Here is a 14,631-nt window from a genome sequence, read left to right as displayed (position 1 = left end):
GAACCTCCTCTAAGGTGGCTTCACAGGAACAGGATCGAGGGCGCCGCAGAGTGCCCCGGATCGGGTAGGAATCGATGCGTACATATGAGCCTCAGGACGAGGGCGCCGCGGCCGAGATCGTCCGCGCGGCGGTCGGGAGCCCGGAGCGGCTCCGCCTCGTCGGCGGAGCGACCAAGGCCGGGATCGGACGGCCGGCCCAGGACGAAGCGACGCTCTCCAGCGTGGGCCTGAGCGGCATCACGCTCTACGAGCCCGCGGAGATGGTGGTCGCCGCCCGGGCGGGGACGCCCCTGGCCGAGGTTCAGGCCCTTCTCGCGGCCCGCGGGCAGATGCTGCCCTTCGAACCCATGGACCACCGCTCCCTGATGGGCACGACCGGAGAACCGACCTTCGGCGCCGTGGCGGCGGCCAACACTTCCGGGCCGCGCCGGATCAACGCGGGCGCCGCTCGCGACAGCCTCATCGGGGTGCGCTTCATCAACGGACGCGGCGAGGCGATCAAGTCGGGCGGGCGGGTCATGAAGAACGTCACCGGGCTCGACCTGGTGAAGCTGATGGCCGGGTCCTGGGGCACCCTCGGTCTCCTGACGGAGGTGACCTTCAAGGTGCTTCCTGTTCAGGAACGGGTCGCCACCCTCGCATTCCCGGACCTCGACGATGCCCGCGCCATCACCGCCCTGAGCGCCGCCCTCGGCTCACCCTTCGAGCTGACTGGCGCCGCTCACCTGCCGGCCGGGATCGAAGGCGGCGCGGCGCGGACGCTGATGCGGATCGAGGGTTTCTCGGAGTCGATCGATTACCGCCTCGGCGAATTGCGTCGTCTGCTCAAGCGCTTCGGCCAACCCGAGATCGTCGAGGGCGAGGCGGGAACGGCGCTTTGGACGCGTATTCGCGACGCTGCCGCCTTCGCCGAGCCGCGCAGTTCCGCGGTCTGGCGCATCTCCGTCGCGCCGACCCGCGGCCCCGCCGTCACCGCCGCGATCGCCGCCCGGCGCGACGCCCGCTGGTTCTACGACTGGGGTGGTGGGCTGATCTGGCTCGCGACCGATGCGGCCGGCGATGCCGGTGCCGAAGGCGTCCGCGCCGCCGTACGGGCGCAGGGTGGGCACGCGTGCCTTGTGCGGGCACCCGACGCCGTCCGGGCGGCCGTGCCGGTCTTCGAGCCGCTGGCCGAGCCCCTCATGCGGATCACCGCGGGCATCAAGGCGGCGCATGATCCGCATGGCCTGTTCAATCCGGGGCGGATGTACGCCGGTCTCTGAGCGGGGGGCGGTGCGGGACGAGGTCGCGCCGCCTGCGCTGTTCGGAGCGATTCCAAGGCTCGGCAACCGGCGCGAGACCCTCTAAACAGGTGGGACCAAGAAGACGATGCCGACGCGGGCCGGACCCGATGGACGGCACGAGGGTGGACCCGAGGACTCACCGTGCAGACCAATTTCAGCCTGACGCAACTCGCCGATCCGGCCATGGCGGCGTCCGAGAAGATCCTCCGGACGTGCGTGCATTGCGGGTTCTGCACCGCGACCTGCCCGACATATCTTCTGCTCGGCGATGAACTCGATTCGCCGCGCGGGCGGATCTACCTGATCAAGGACATGCTCGAAGGCGGAAAGCCGGCGGTGCCGGAAGTCGTCAAGCATGTCGACCGCTGCCTGTCCTGTCTGTCCTGCATGACGACCTGTCCCTCGGGTGTGCACTACATGCACCTCGTCGACCATGCGCGGAGCTATATCGAGGAAACCTATCGGCGTCCGTTGAGCGACCGGCTCCTCCGCAGCGTGCTGGCCTTCGTCCTGCCCTACCCGAACCGCTTCCGGCTGGCCCTTCTGGGGGCGAAGATCGGGGCCCCGTTCCGGCCCCTGGTGGCGCGCCTGCCGCGGGTCGGCAACCGCCTGGCGGCCATGCTCGACCTCGCCCCGGCCCACCTGCCGAACCGCAACCCGACCGACCGGCCCGGCACCTTCCCGGCCGAGACGCGCGCCCTGGAAGCGAGCGCGGCGTTGCATGGGTATACCGCACCGTCGCGTCGAGGTCGCGTGGCCCTGCTGCGCGGTTGCGCCCAGAGCGTGCTCCGTCCCGATTTCAACGAGGCGGCGATCCGGCTCCTGACCCGGCACGGGGTCGAGGTGGTCCAGGCCGCGGGGGAGGGCTGCTGCGGCGCGCTCACCCATCACATGGGCAAGGCGGATTCGTCGCACGCCCAGGCCCAGCGCACCATTGACGCCTGGATCGCCGAGATGGACGGCGCCGGTCTCGATGCGATTCTCGTCACCGCCTCCGGCTGCGGCACGACGATCAAGGATTACGGCTTCATGTTCCGCGAGGACCCGGCCTATGCGGAGAAGGCGAAGCGGGTCTCCGCCATCGCCAAGGACGTCACCGAGTACATGGCCACCATCGGGTTGATGCCGCCGATCGTCGAGACCGACCTCGTGGTCGCCTACCACTCGGCCTGCTCGATGCAGCACGGCCAGGGCATCCGCACCGAGCCGAAGAACCTCCTGAAGACGGCGGGCTTCACCGTGAAGGACGTGCCCGAGGGCCACATCTGCTGCGGCTCGGCCGGCACCTACAACATCCTCCAGCCCGAGATCGCCGCCCGGCTGCGGGACCGGAAGGTCGCCAACATCGAGCGGATGCGCCCCGACGTCATCGCCACCGGCAACATCGGCTGCGCCACCCAGATCGGGAAGGGGACGGCGATCCCGATCGTCCACACGGCGGAACTGCTGGACTGGGCGACCGGCGGCCCGAAGCCGGCGGCGTTGGCGGGATTGCCCGAGCGGGCGATGCTGGCGGCGGAGTAGGGACGCATCAGCGCCGGGGCCGCTCCGCCATCGGGCTCCAGCGATATCCCAGTCCGTCGCGGACGACGTACCCCAGCGACGGGAAGTCGGTGTGGTAACCGGCGACGAGGACACGATCGGTGGCGGCCATGTCGTAGATCGTCCGCCGGGTGGCGGCGCCGGCCGCCTTGTCCATGTCGAACAGGGCGTGCCAGTCGGGCCGGGCCAGCGAGGCCACCTCGTGATGGGCGCTGTCGCCCCAGACCAGCAGGCGCTGGCCCGCGCTCTCCACGTGGAAGGCGAGGTGCCCCGGCGTGTGGCCGAAGGCCGCCACGGCATCGATGCCCGGAACCACCGTCTGGCCCGGGGAGACGAGGCGAATCCGGTCGGCGAGGGGAAGCAGGTGGCTGCGGAAGACGCGGGCCGACCGGTACGCGTTGCCCTCGGGCGCACCCGCGAGGCGATCGTCATCCGTCCAGAAGGCGAATTCCCGTTCGCCCACGACGTAACGGGCGTTCGGGAAGAGCGGGCCCCCGTCCTCGAGGAGACCGCCGATATGGTCGGTGTGGCAATGCGTCAGGACCACGAGGTCGATGTCCTCCGGTGACAGCCCGGCCTGCCGAACCCGCTGCGCCAGCTGCCCGCCGGCCGGGCGCGGGATGAAGCCCACGGCGCCGTTCCCGGTGTCGAAGAGAACGGTCTCGCGGCCGGTCCGGACCAGGATCGGCGTGAAGCCGGGGCGGAAACGGTCCGCCGGCCGATGGTTCTCGCGCATCAAAGCCTCGACCTCCGCCCTCGGACGGTCCTCGCCCACGATCGGCCAGGGTCCGTCGATGACCGCGTCGGCATCGCGCAGGGCCGTGACGGTGAAGGTTCCGAGGCGTATGTGATGCAGCCCATCGACCAGGACGTTTGGGGCCAGGACGTGCGGGGCCAGGTTCGGGGTGGACGTGCCAGCCAGGGCCGACCTCGGCAGGGCGAGGCCGGCGACCAGGGTGGCGGCGAGATGACGGCGGGTGAGTTCGGTCATCGCTGGGAGTTTCCCGAGAGAGCCGGTTCCGTCAGGATGGGTGTGGGACCGGTCGCCAACGGTCTATCGCGGCGGGAGGGCGCTCAGCTTGAACGAACGTGCTGCGCCGCCCGGCACCTCGCCCGTCCCGCTCTGGCATGTCGAGGGCGCGCATACGCTCTACGCGGGGCCGCTGACGAACCATGCCAGCCACCAGCACGGGGCCCCGGTCTACCTCGCCGGGCTCTACGAGGCCTTCCGCATCCGCTTCGCGCCGGGGGCGTGGATCACCTGCCGCACGGCCTTCATCCCGGCCGGGATGCCGCATGAGCTGGATTGCGCCGGTGCGCCGATCGGCGTCCTCTATCGCGAGCCCGATGCCGGAGCCTGGGCCCTGACCGGCTTGATGGGTCCGGCCGAGACGGTCGGCACCGCCCTCGTGAGCATGAGCGGGGAGATCGGCGCCCTGCGTTCGCTGTTCGAGCACCGCGACGCCTGCGATTGGGCCGGCGCGGCCGTCGCCGACCTGTCCGGCTTCGCGGCCCGGCGGGTCGACCGACCGGTCGATCCCCGGATCGCGGACATCCTCGTCGACCTGCGGGCCCGGCCGGAGGCCCGGATGAGCGCGGGACGGCTGGCCATGGCGGCGTCCCTGTCCTCGTCGCGGATGCAGCACCTCTTCAGCGCGACCATGGGCGTCCCCTTCCGGCGCTATCGCGGCTGGCTGCGCATGCGCCGCGCCATCGAGGCCGTCGTGCGCGGTGCCAACTTCACCGGGGCCGCCCATGAGGCGGCGTTCGCCGACCAGGCGCATTTCGCCAACGCCTTCCGCCGGACCTTCGGCGTGCCGGCGTCCTACAGCCTGCAGGACATCCGCCGCCCGATCCCGTCGCGACGCTCAGGCGCGATCGCGCAGGCTGGTCAGGACGAACACCCGCAGGGCCGATGAGAGGTTCTGGCCCTCCCGGCCGGCATCGATGGCGCCGATCAGGGCCTGGACGGACTGGTCGCGACCCGCCGCGATCTCCCGCAGGACCTCCCAGAACGGGTCCTCCAGGGAGACGCTGGTCCGGTGGCCGGCAATCATGACCGAGCGCTTGGTGATGCCGGTGGTCATTCCGATGCCCGACCCTCTCCCGCAGGAGCGAGAGGGAGATGCGCAGCCGCCATCCCCATCACCCCTCGGAATCAGGCCCCACCAGCTTGTGGCCCTCGTGGCGGGCGAACGCGATCGCCTTCTTGGCCTCCGCCAGGGTCCTGGCCTTCTTCGGGCGGCCGAAGGCGATGCGGTTGTCCGCCGCCTGCGCCTCCTTGACGTCGCGGGCCTTGGCCTTGCGGGCCTGACGCAGGTTGATGATCTCCGCCATGCCGGTCGACTCCCTCACTCGGCGCTGGGCGCCAGCATCGTCTCCGGGCGGACCACCCGCTCGAACTCCTCGGCCGTGACGTAGCCGAGGCGCAGGGCCTCCTCCTTGAGGGTGGTGCCGTTCTTGTGCGCCGTCTTGGCGATCTCGGCGGCCTTGTCGTAGCCGATCGAGGGGGCGAGCGCGGTCACCAGCATGAGCGAACGGCTCATCAGGTCGGCGATCTTGTCCTCGTTGGCCTTGATGCCGACGACGCAGTTGTCGGTGAAGCTCACGGCCGCGTCGGCCAGGATGCGGATCGACTGCAGCACCGCGTTGGCGATCACCGGCTTGAACACGTTCAGCTCAAAATTGCCCTGGCTGCCGGCGAAGCTCACGGTGGTGCCGTTGCCGATCACCTGGGCGCAGACCATCGTCAGCGCCTCGCACTGGGTCGGGTTGACCTTGCCGGGCATGATCGACGAACCGGGCTCGTTCTCCGGCAGCGAGAGCTCGCCGAGGCCCGAGCGCGGGCCCGAGCCGAGGAAGCGGATGTCCTGGGCGATCTTGAACAGGCCGGAGGCGAGCGCCGTGAGTGCGCCTTGCGTGAAGACCAGGGCGTCATGGGTGGCCAGGGCCTCGAACTTGTTGGCGGCCGAGGTGAAGGGCAGGCCGGTCAGCTCCGCGACCTTGGCGGCGAACTTCTCCGCGAAGGCGGGATGGGCGTTGAGGCCGGTGCCCACCGCCGTGCCGCCCTGGGCCAGCGCCAGCACGCCCGGCAGGGTCGCCTTCACGCGCTCGGTGCCGAGGGCCACCTGCGCCACGTAGCCGGAGAACTCCTGGCCGAGGGAGACCGGGGTCGCATCCTGCAGGTGGGTGCGGCCGATCTTGACGATGCTGGCGAACGCCTCGGACTTGGCCTGAAGCGCGTCCTGCAGGTGCTGGAGAGCGGGCAGCAGCCGGTCGTTGATCTCGCGCGAGACCGCGATGTGCATCGCGGTCGGGAAGACGTCGTTCGAGGACTGGCCGCGATTGACGTGGTCGTTGGGATGGACCGGGGACTTGCCGCCGCGCTTGCCGCCGAGCAGTTCGTTGGCGAGGCTGGCGATCACCTCGTTGGCGTTCATGTTCGACTGGGTGCCGGAGCCCGTCTGCCAGACCGCCAGGGGAAATTCCTGGTCGTGCTCGCCCGAGACCACCTCGGCCGCGGAGGCCGCGACGGCCTGGGCCACCTTCGGGTCGAGGGCGCCGAGATCCTGGTTCACCAGGGCGGCGGCCTGCTTGACCATGCCGAGGGCGTGGACGAGGGGCGCCGGCATCTTCTCCGTGCCGATCTTGAAGTTCTGGATCGAGCGCTGCGTCTGCGCGCCCCAGTAGCGATGCGCCGGGACCTCGATCGGGCCGAAGGTGTCGGACTCGGTGCGGGTGGCGGGCGTCTCGGTGGGCGACATCGTGGCCTCTTCGTCTGGTTCAAGCGGACCCTACTTAAACCGCACGTGGTCGGAGCGCGATGGCGCAGGTCCAGCGGGCCGTGTGCCCGGCGCCGAATTGTCATGGTTTATCAGCCCGGAGCCCGGGCCCGGAGTGTCGTCGATGTCGAGTGCCGCCGCCCGCGTTGAAGCCCCGATCGACGAAACCCGGATGGGCGACGTCCAGACCGGCCACGCCGGGGTCGACCCGGCCGCGCCGGTCCGGTTCCGGCCCGCGGTCCCGAAGCCCCTGCGCGAGCAGCCGGGCCTGTTCGGCTTCCTCAAGGCGGCCCGCGCCAACCCGCTGACGACCTGGCTCGACGTGCATTTCGAGAAGCCGGTGGTGGCCGCCGACGGCGCCCTCGGGCGCGTCACCGTGGTGAGCGACCCGGCCCTGATCCGCTACCTCTACGTCGAGAACGCCGCCAATTATCGCAAGGACGACCTGCAGCGGCGGGTCCTGGCGCCCGGCCTCGGCAACGGCCTGCTCACCGCCGAGGGCGAGGAGTGGAAGCTGCAGCGCCGGACCCTGGCGCCGATCTTCTCGGCCCGGCACGTGCTCGGTTTCAACGGAGCCATGAACGCCGCCGGTGCCCGCATCGCGCGCCGGCTGGCCCGCCGCGACGGCACCCGCATCGACGTCGCCCTGGAGATGACCCGCGTCACCCTCGACGTGCTGGAGCGGACGATCTTCACCAACGGCCTCGCCAGCGACCCCGACGCCCTGGGCCGCGCGATCACCCGCTTCCTCGAATCGGTCGGTCCGATCGACCCCCTCGACGTGTTCGGGGTGCCGGGCTTCGTGCCGCGCATCGGCCGCCTGCGGGCGCGGCCTGCCCTCCGCTTCTTCGCCGAGGTGGTGGACGAACTGATCGAGCGCCGCCGCGCCCTGATCGCGCAGGGGACCGCGCCCGCCGACCTGCTGACGCTCCTCCTGAAGGCGCAGGACCCCGAAACCGGCAAGGGCCTCACCGACCTCGAGGTGAAGGCCAACATCGTCACCTTCATCGCCGCCGGCCACGAGACCACGGCCAACGCCCTGACCTGGGCGCTCTACTGCCTGTCGCAGGACCCCGCCGCCCAGGCGCGGATCGAGGCGGAGGTCGATGCCGTGCCGGCGGGCCAGGATTTCGACGCGGATGCGCTGCCCTACACCAAGGCCGTGATGGAGGAGACCATGCGGCTGTTCCCGCCGGTGCCCTTCCTGAGCCGGCAGGCCATCGCGGAGGACCGGATCGGCCGCATCAAGATCCCCAAGGGCTCCCTGGTGATGGTGGCGCCCTACGTGCTCCATCGCCACAAGACCCTGTGGCAGGAGCCCGGCGCCTTCATGCCCGAGCGCTTCCTGCCCGAGGCCCGGGCCGCGATCCCGCGCTTCGCCTACCTGCCGTTCGGGGCCGGCCCCCGCGTCTGCATCGGCCAGAGCTTCTCGCTGCAGGAGGCGGTGGTGGTGCTCGCCCACATCGCCCGCGCGGCGCGCTTCACCCTGGCCGACGACCACGCCCCGGTGGTCCCGCTCCACCGCGTCACGCTGCGGCCGGAGCACGGGCTGCACATGACGGTGCATCCGCGGGGGTGAGGGACGCGCTGTCCTGTCCGAAGGGCCGTCGCCTCGATCCAGGCGGTCTCGGGGGCAGTACCCGCGCGCGGCACCGCGTCAGCCCGGGGCCGCACGGCGGCGCCGGGGATCCAGACCCGCACGAGGTGCAGGACTTGAAGCCCTCGGCGGTTCGGGCTTGCATGTCCGGGCCCGCCTGCGGCGACCCGGACCGACGGCTCGGTTTTCCCGGTGAGCGTCCGCGTCGGCGCTGCTTCGGTCAGCTCTTCTTGCGGAAGGCGTCGAGGCTGACGACCTCGGCGCTGGTCTCGCCGCCGTCCTCGGCCTTCTTGGCCGCCGGCTTCGATTCGGACCCGTCCTCCGACTTCGCGGCCTGGGCGGCGGGGGCCGGTGCGGTGCCGGAGCCGATCTTGGGGACGGCGCTGCCGATGGTGGCGAGGCCCGTGCTCTTCGGCTTGATCTCGGTGGGCTCCGAGGCGGCGCCGCGGGGCGGGGTCTTGCCGGCCAGGGCCGGCGCCTCCTCCGAATCCTCCTCGGAGGCGGCCGTCTCCGTGCCCTCGCTGAGGTCGAACTTCAGGCCGAACTGGACGGAGGGGTCGAAGAAGCCCGTCAGGGCGTCGAAGGGCACCAGCAGGCGCTCGGGCACCCCGGAGAAGGACAGCCCGACCTCGAAGGTGTGCTCGTTGACGCCGAGGTCCCAGAACTGGTGCTGGAGCACGATCGTCATGTCCTGCGGGTACTTTTCGCGCAGGCGCTGCGACATGCGCACGCCCGGCGCCTCGGTGCGGAACGAGACGTAGAAGTGGTGCTCGCCCGCGAGCCCCTCGCGGGCCGCGTCGGTCAGCACCTTGCGCACCACGCCGCGCAGCGCGTCCTGCACCAGAAGATCGTAGCGGATCAGGTCGTCTGCCATCTGCGGTCGCTTATGCCCGGTCACTGCCCGCCGTCACACGCCGCGATGGCGCTCCGGGTCGGATGAAAATCGAATGGGAACGCCGATGCCCGGCCCTCCCAGAACCCTGCCTGAACAGCCGTCGCGGCCATCCGGGCTTCCGCCCCATCGGGGACGCCCGCCCCGAACGATCCGCGACGCGGCGGCTGCCCGGCGCGGCACTGACCGAGATCCCTGCAACGGACCGAGCTTCCGCCAAAACCCGGGGCCTGTCGAGCCTCGGACCCTTGCGTCCAAAAGCCCGTGGTCCGGAGAGGGGCTGCCGGGTTACCGTTCGGGTCTCGAAGCCGTTCCGGCACCGCCGGATCCCCGTCCTCGCCGAGCCTTTCGGCCAACGCCTTGATTATAGTGGGAGTGCCGCAGCATTTGAAGCCCGATGATGGGGCGCCGATGCCCGAGGTGCCGGCAGGCGGGTCCGCCCCCGCACGGCCGCGGCCGTCCCGGGTCCGCACCGGCCTCGGCGCCGCGGCGGCGCTGGTCGGGCTGGCCGTCGCGGCGTTCCTAGCGCTCGCGGTGGCGACCCTCCTCGCCCTGGTGATCGTGCGGGTGGGCGGCGACTGGATCGACGGCGTCGCCGTGCTGGGCGGGGACCGTCCGCGCCTGCATCCCCGCCAGCTCGCCCTGCGGGAACTCTCCGTGGACGTGGTGCGGCAGCTGGTCCTCGCCCTCCTGGTCGTGGGGGCGGTGCGCTGGCGCGACGGCGCGGCCTGGCGCCGGACCCTGGCCCTGGTCCCGCCGCTGCCGCCGCCCTGGGGGGCCGGCGCCCCGGGCCTGTCGGTGCGCCGCTTCGCCGTGATCCTGCTGGTCTGGCCCGTGCTCCACATCACCTGGGTGACCGGCAGCGCCGAGCTGTTCCGGATGCCGATCGGCCGGCACACTGCCCTGTCGCCCGGGCTGACCCCGGCCGCGGCGGCCCTGTGGTTCGCCTACGTGCTCGTCCTGGCCCCGGTGGCGGAGGAGCTGCTGATGCGCGGGGCCCTGTTCGCCCGGGCGCGGGAGGCCTTCACGGCGCGGGGGGCGATCCTGGCGACGGCCCTGCTCTTCGCCGGCGCGCACCTCACCCCCGCGGGCTTCGCCCGGCCGGTCTCGCTCATCCCCCTGGCGCTCATCCTCGGCTGGGTGCGCTGGCGCAGCGGCCGGCTCTGGCCGGGCATCCTGCTCCACGCCTGGAGCAACCTCGCGATGATCGCCTACGTGCTGGGGCCGGCCGTCGGCTGAGGCCGGCGCGGAGGCGGGGCGATGGCACGACCTGTTGACGCCCCGGCCCGCCACCTCGCCAGCCCCGGCGCTTCGGGGTATTCCGGGGACCCCCGCCTCGGAGCCGCGATGCACGCCTATCACCAGCTTCTCGAACGCATCCTGCAGGACGGGGTGCGCAAGGACGACCGGACCGGCACCGGCACCCTCTCGGTGTTCGGGCATCAGATGCGCTTCGACCTCGCGGAGGGCTTTCCCCTCGTCACCACGAAGCAGCTGCACCTGCGCTCGATCATCCACGAACTGCTGTGGTTCCTCACGGGCGACACCAACGTGCGCGCCCTCCAGGCCAACGGCGTCAGCATCTGGGACGAGTGGGCGGATGCGAACGGCGACCTCGGGCCGGTCTACGGCCACCAGTGGCGCTCCTGGGCCAAGCCCGACGGCGGCAGCGTCGACCAGATCGCCTGGGTGCTCGACGAGATCCGGCGCAACCCGGATTCCCGGCGCCTCATCGTCTCGGCCTGGAACCCGGCCGACCTCGACCGGATGGCGCTGGCGCCCTGCCACTGCCTGTTCCAGTTCTACGTCGCCGAGGGGCGGCTCTCGTGCCAGCTCTACCAGCGCTCGGCGGACGTCTTCCTCGGCGTGCCCTTCAACATCGCGAGCTACGCCCTCCTGACCGCGATGATCGCCCAGGTGACAGGCCTGAGGCCCGGCGACTTCATCCATACCCTGGGGGACGCCCACCTCTACGTGAACCACCTCGAACAGGCCCGGCTGCAGCTGACGCGGGCGCAGCGTCCGCTGCCGCGCCTCGTGCTCAATCCCGCCGTGACCTCGCTGTTCGACTTTCGGTTCGAGGACGTCGCGATCGAAGGCTACGCCCCCCATCCGGCGATCCGCGCCCCGGTGGCCGTCTGACAAACAATTTCAAGCGACCCTTTTTGCGAAGGGAAGTGAAATCTGTTCCTCTACGCCCAGAGTGTCGCTGCTAAGATTTTTCGTTAATTTCGGTAGATCTTTCTTAATTTGAGGAACTTCGTTATCTACGTAAAATTCAGAGATGTTTCTAACTCTAGTATACTTTCTTTTCTTATCCATGACCAAAATCTGAAAATCAAATTCGTCAAGCTCTGAAGCGGTGTGCTTCTGATTTTGAATAACGTCCCATTCTCGCAAGTCAAATTTTGTATTGAAGTATGCGTCACCATTCGGAAAATGGTGGAATACTTCTGTGAGATAGATTTTAGTGAAAAGTTGATCAAATACTTTATAGATCTGAGCTCCACCGATAACGAATATCTCAGATTTACCGGCAATAATAGAATAAAAGTCTGCAATATATAGTGCCATTTCACGGGTGTTGACCCATATTGTATTTTCGAAATGTGCACCTTTTTCTGTCGAAAGAACAATATTTGTGCGGTTTGGAAGTGGTCGACCGAGAGATTCAAATGTTTTGCGGCCCATGATAACGACATGGCCTTGCGTGACAGACCGGAAGAACTTCATGTCTGTCTTCAGCTTCCAGGGCAACTGATTTTCGCAGCCGATTACACCACCGGGACTGCTCCGAGCCACGATATATGAAATTGACGGCATCAGGCGTTCGATCGGTTTCATTACTCAATTTCGTTTTGAGGCCGAGGCGATTTGAGCTTGCCGGAATTTCGTCGACGATGAGCGCAAGCGGTTAAGTTTGCGTGGAGGTCTCATAGGAGAGGGGGCGGCACGCGGCCCTGACCAACAATCCTGCGGAAGCGCGCTGCGCCTCAGGGGCACGTCAACCATGATTCTGGTGCGTTTGCCAAACCAGGAAGAAAGCGTGTTTTATGATGCTGGCGGCTTTATCCTCCGGCCCGTGACCAAGGTTCAAGCGGAGCGCTATGTCGCTGTTGCGGAATGGCGCCGCGATGCCCAAGTGGCAATCTTGACAGGATCCCGTGCGCCCACGCAGGTGCCAGGGTCGGGTCACGACGAGATCAACACTCTTGTCCACGCGGGGGAGTTCCGGCCCGCCTCCTGAGGAGGCCGGGGCGGAGAGCGCGGGTGGGCTTCGTGCGCGGCGCAGACGCTGCTGGAACAGGAGAGATCGGCGAGCATGCCTTGGAGCAATCAGAGCGGCGGCGGTAGCGGCAACGGGGGAGGGCCCTGGGGCCGAGGCGGCGGCGGCAATGGCGGCGGGGGTGGCCCGTGGGGCGGTGGCGGCGGCGGTGGCGGCAAGACCCCGCCCGACCTCGAGGAACTCCTGCGACGCAGCCAGGACCGCCTGCGCGGCGTGCTCCCGGGCGGCTCCTTCGGCGGCGGCCGCGGCCTCCTGATCGCCGGCGGCATCGTGGTCGCCGTCTGGCTCGCGACCGGCTTCTACACCGTGGCGCCGCAGCAGGTCGGCATCGAGACCGTCTTCGGCCGCTACCTCAGCACCACCGGCCAGGGCCTGAACTACAACTTCCCGGCCCCCATCGGCGCCGTGACCAAGCCGAATGTCGGCCAGGTCAACAGCGTGCAGATCGGCTACCGCGCCGGGCTCGGCAACCAGAGCCGCACCGTCGACAAGCCCGAGGAGAGCCTGATGCTCACGGGCGACGAGAACATCGTCGACCTCGACTTCGAGGTGCAGTGGCGCATCAATCCCCTGAAGGCGTCCGACTTCGTCTTCAACCTCGAGAACCCCGAGGGCACGATCAAGGCCATCGCCGAGAGCGCGATGCGCGAGGTCGTCGGCCGTCGCAACATCCAGCCGATCCTCACCAACGAGCAGTCGAGCGTCGCCCAGGAGGTCCGCGAGATCACCCAGAAGGCCCTCGACGAGTACGGCGCCGGCGTGCGCATCGAGCTGGTCCAGCTCGTCAGCGTGCAGCCTCCGCCGGAGGTGCGGCCCGCCTTCTTCGACGTGAACGCGGCGCAGCAGGATGCCGAGCGCGCCAAGAACGACGCGCGCACCTACGAGAGCCAGAAGGTGCCGCTCGCCAAGGGTGAGGCCCAGAAGATCATTCAGGCGGCGGAAGCCTACAAGACGCAGTCGACGGCCGACGCGACCGGACAGGCCGCCCGCTTCAGCCAGGTCTACGAATCCTACAAGGTCGCCCCGGTCATCAGCCGCGAGCGCATCTTCCTCGAAACGATGGAGCGGGTCCTGGGCTCGGTCAACAAGGTGATCATCGATCAGAACGGAGCCGGTGCCGGCCCGGGCGCCAGCGCGGCCGGCGTGCTGCCGGTGCTGCCGCTGACCGAGTTCGGTCCCCGCAACGCTGCCGGTGGAGTGGCCCGATGAACAACCAAGCCCTCCGCACCGGCCTGATGATCGTGGCCGCCGCCGTGGTCGTCGGCCTCTACGCCTCGGTCTTCACCGTCGGCCAGATGCAGCAGGCCCTGGTGCTCCGCTTCGGCGGCGTCCGCGCCGTCCTGAACCAGACCGGCACCGACAAGCCCGGCCTCTACTTCAAGCTGCCGTTCTTCGAGAACGTCGTCCTGTTCGACAAGCGGGTGCTCGACCTCGACCTGCCGGTCCAGACCCTGCTGACCACCGACCGCCAGAACCTCGAGGTGGATGCCTTCGCGCGCTACCGGATCATCGATCCGCTGAAGTTCTACCAGTCGGCCAACAACATCGCCCGCGCCAACACCCTGCTGGCCAGCTTCACCAACTCGGCCCTGCGCAACCTGCTCGCCCGCTCCACCCGCGACGCCATCGTCCGGACCCAGCGCGCCGAGCTGATGAACCAGATCCAGGCGGACGTGAACCGGCAGGCCAAGGAGCTCGGCGTCGAGATCGTCGACCTGCGCATGACCCGCGTCGACCTGCCGGCCCAGAACAGCTCGGCGGTCTACAAGCGCATGACGACGGAGCGCCAGCGCGAGGCGGCCGACATCCGGGCCACCGGCGAGCAGGCCGCGGTCACGATCAAGGCCAAGGCCGACCGCGACGTCACCGTGCTGCTCTCGGAAGCCAACCAGACGGCCGAGACCCTGCGCGGCCAGGGCGACGCCGACAAGAACCGGATCCTGGCGGAAGCCTACGGCAAGGACGCGGACTTCTTCAGCTTCTACCGCTCCATGCAGGCCTACGAGACCGGGCTGAAGGGCTCCGACACGCGGCTCGTGATCAGCCCGTCCTCGGACTTCTTCCGCTACTTCAGCGATCCGCAGGGCCGGACTCCGGCGACGCCGGCCGCCCGCACCCGGGCTCCGGCCGAGCCCGGGACGACGGGCAGCACCCGCTGACGAGACCCGATGACACGCCGGCGGCGGACCCTGGTTCGCCGCCGGACTCTTGATCGGGGACCGGCGCGGACGATCTAAGACCGTCCAGAC

The 14,631-nt window shown here is 69.3% G+C and carries 15 protein-coding genes; 9 read left to right on the top strand and 6 right to left on the bottom strand.

From position 1 onward, the window contains the following. The first annotated feature begins 74 nt into the window (after positions 1-74). On the top strand, positions 75-1,262 hold the full coding sequence (glcE, locus tag AC0IY1_RS03695; protein ID WP_471767811.1) for a glycolate oxidase subunit GlcE: 1,188 nt from the start codon (positions 75-77) through the stop codon (positions 1,260-1,262). A gap of 162 nt (positions 1,263-1,424) precedes the next feature. Then, positions 1,425-2,807, top strand: a complete 1,383-nt coding sequence (locus AC0IY1_RS03690; protein WP_055956485.1) for a heterodisulfide reductase-related iron-sulfur binding cluster — start codon at positions 1,425-1,427, stop codon at positions 2,805-2,807. A gap of 7 nt (positions 2,808-2,814) precedes the next feature. On the opposite strand, the gene AC0IY1_RS03685 is transcribed toward AC0IY1_RS03690, so the two are convergent. Beyond that, positions 2,815-3,816, bottom strand: a complete 1,002-nt coding sequence (locus AC0IY1_RS03685; RefSeq protein ID WP_471767809.1) for an MBL fold metallo-hydrolase — start codon at positions 3,814-3,816, stop codon at positions 2,815-2,817. An 88-nt stretch (positions 3,817-3,904) separates the two neighbouring features. Between AC0IY1_RS03685 and AC0IY1_RS03680 the strand changes: the two genes are divergently transcribed. Continuing rightward, positions 3,905-4,744 carry a helix-turn-helix domain-containing protein gene (locus AC0IY1_RS03680; protein ID WP_471767807.1) on the top strand — a complete coding sequence of 280 codons (840 nt, stop codon included), beginning with the start codon at positions 3,905-3,907 and terminating at the stop codon, positions 4,742-4,744. On the opposite strand, the gene AC0IY1_RS03675 is transcribed toward AC0IY1_RS03680, so the two are convergent. From AC0IY1_RS03675 to fumC, 3 genes are read right to left on the bottom strand one after another with little or no spacing between them, the layout of a single operon-like run. Next, a complete protein-coding gene (locus AC0IY1_RS03675; protein ID WP_471767806.1) occupies positions 4,694-4,912 on the bottom strand; it encodes a ribbon-helix-helix domain-containing protein in 219 nt (72 codons plus the stop codon). The two genes, AC0IY1_RS03680 and AC0IY1_RS03675, sit on opposite strands and share 51 nt — an antisense overlap. A gap of 58 nt (positions 4,913-4,970) precedes the next feature. Next, on the bottom strand, positions 4,971-5,162 hold the full coding sequence (locus AC0IY1_RS03670) for a DUF4169 family protein (RefSeq protein WP_103710419.1): 192 nt from the start codon (positions 5,160-5,162) through the stop codon (positions 4,971-4,973). 14 nt (positions 5,163-5,176) lie between these two features. Continuing rightward, entirely contained in the window at positions 5,177-6,589 is a 1,413-nt protein-coding gene (gene fumC / locus AC0IY1_RS03665; RefSeq protein WP_471767805.1) for a class II fumarate hydratase, read from the bottom strand. A gap of 190 nt (positions 6,590-6,779) precedes the next feature. Between fumC and AC0IY1_RS03660 the strand changes: the two genes are divergently transcribed. Beyond that, positions 6,780-8,186, top strand: a complete 1,407-nt coding sequence (locus AC0IY1_RS03660) for a cytochrome P450 (protein WP_471767968.1) — start codon at positions 6,780-6,782, stop codon at positions 8,184-8,186. A 238-nt stretch (positions 8,187-8,424) separates the two neighbouring features. Here AC0IY1_RS03660 and AC0IY1_RS03655 read toward each other — a convergent pair whose 3' ends face one another. Then, a complete protein-coding gene (locus AC0IY1_RS03655; RefSeq protein WP_471767803.1) occupies positions 8,425-9,078 on the bottom strand; it encodes an SspB family protein in 654 nt (217 codons plus the stop codon). Positions 9,079-9,507: 429 nt separating this feature from the next. On the opposite strand from AC0IY1_RS03655, the gene AC0IY1_RS03650 reads away from it, so the two are divergent. Then, entirely contained in the window at positions 9,508-10,335 is an 828-nt protein-coding gene (locus tag AC0IY1_RS03650; RefSeq protein WP_471767801.1) for a lysostaphin resistance A-like protein, read from the top strand. Positions 10,336-10,443: 108 nt separating this feature from the next. Continuing rightward, positions 10,444-11,238 carry a thymidylate synthase gene (locus tag AC0IY1_RS03645; protein ID WP_471767965.1) on the top strand — a complete coding sequence of 265 codons (795 nt, stop codon included), beginning with the start codon at positions 10,444-10,446 and terminating at the stop codon, positions 11,236-11,238. A 9-nt stretch (positions 11,239-11,247) separates the two neighbouring features. Here AC0IY1_RS03645 and AC0IY1_RS03640 read toward each other — a convergent pair whose 3' ends face one another. Next, entirely contained in the window at positions 11,248-11,940 is a 693-nt protein-coding gene (locus AC0IY1_RS03640) for a dihydrofolate reductase (RefSeq protein ID WP_471767800.1), read from the bottom strand. 166 nt (positions 11,941-12,106) lie between these two features. Between AC0IY1_RS03640 and AC0IY1_RS03635 the strand changes: the two genes are divergently transcribed. The 3 genes from AC0IY1_RS03635 (at position 12,107) to hflC (ending at position 14,541) form a co-directional block, all read left to right on the top strand. Further along, entirely contained in the window at positions 12,107-12,343 is a 237-nt protein-coding gene (locus tag AC0IY1_RS03635; RefSeq protein WP_471767799.1) for a hypothetical protein, read from the top strand. 75 nt (positions 12,344-12,418) lie between these two features. Next, positions 12,419-13,591, top strand: a complete 1,173-nt coding sequence (gene hflK / locus AC0IY1_RS03630) for an FtsH protease activity modulator HflK (protein ID WP_055956462.1) — start codon at positions 12,419-12,421, stop codon at positions 13,589-13,591. Next, positions 13,588-14,541: a protease modulator HflC gene (gene hflC / locus AC0IY1_RS03625; protein WP_055956460.1), complete on the top strand. Its 954-nt coding sequence runs from the start codon at positions 13,588-13,590 to the stop codon at positions 14,539-14,541. The genes hflK and hflC overlap by 4 nt, the downstream gene beginning before the upstream one ends. Positions 14,542-14,631 lie beyond the last annotated feature (90 nt).

It is taken from the genome of Methylobacterium sp. AC690 (assembly GCF_979256535.1).
The sequence above is the reverse complement of the archived record's forward strand: the minus strand, read 5'-3'. Positions and strand labels throughout refer to the sequence as shown.

Excerpts from the sequence above, each read along its gene's own strand:
- AC0IY1_RS03635 (WP_471767799.1), top strand. The coding sequence starts at position 12,107 with ATGATTCTGGTGCGTTTGCCAAACCAGGAAGAAAGCGTGTTTTATGAT.
- fumC (WP_471767805.1), bottom strand. The coding sequence starts at position 6,589 with ATGTCGCCCACCGAGACGCCCGCCACCCGCACCGAGTCCGACACCTTC.
- glcE (WP_471767811.1), top strand. The coding sequence starts at position 75 with ATGCGTACATATGAGCCTCAGGACGAGGGCGCCGCGGCCGAGATCGTC.
- AC0IY1_RS03675 (WP_471767806.1), bottom strand. The coding sequence starts at position 4,912 with ATGACCACCGGCATCACCAAGCGCTCGGTCATGATTGCCGGCCACCGG.
- AC0IY1_RS03655 (WP_471767803.1), bottom strand. The coding sequence starts at position 9,078 with ATGGCAGACGACCTGATCCGCTACGATCTTCTGGTGCAGGACGCGCTG.
- AC0IY1_RS03685 (WP_471767809.1), bottom strand. The coding sequence starts at position 3,816 with ATGACCGAACTCACCCGCCGTCATCTCGCCGCCACCCTGGTCGCCGGC.
- AC0IY1_RS03660 (WP_471767968.1), top strand. The coding sequence starts at position 6,780 with ATGGGCGACGTCCAGACCGGCCACGCCGGGGTCGACCCGGCCGCGCCG.
- AC0IY1_RS03670 (WP_103710419.1), bottom strand. The coding sequence starts at position 5,162 with ATGGCGGAGATCATCAACCTGCGTCAGGCCCGCAAGGCCAAGGCCCGC.
- AC0IY1_RS03640 (WP_471767800.1), bottom strand. The coding sequence starts at position 11,940 with ATGAAACCGATCGAACGCCTGATGCCGTCAATTTCATATATCGTGGCT.
- AC0IY1_RS03645 (WP_471767965.1), top strand. The coding sequence starts at position 10,444 with ATGCACGCCTATCACCAGCTTCTCGAACGCATCCTGCAGGACGGGGTG.
- AC0IY1_RS03650 (WP_471767801.1), top strand. The coding sequence starts at position 9,508 with ATGCCCGAGGTGCCGGCAGGCGGGTCCGCCCCCGCACGGCCGCGGCCG.
- hflC (WP_055956460.1), top strand. The coding sequence starts at position 13,588 with ATGAACAACCAAGCCCTCCGCACCGGCCTGATGATCGTGGCCGCCGCC.
- hflK (WP_055956462.1), top strand. The coding sequence starts at position 12,419 with ATGCCTTGGAGCAATCAGAGCGGCGGCGGTAGCGGCAACGGGGGAGGG.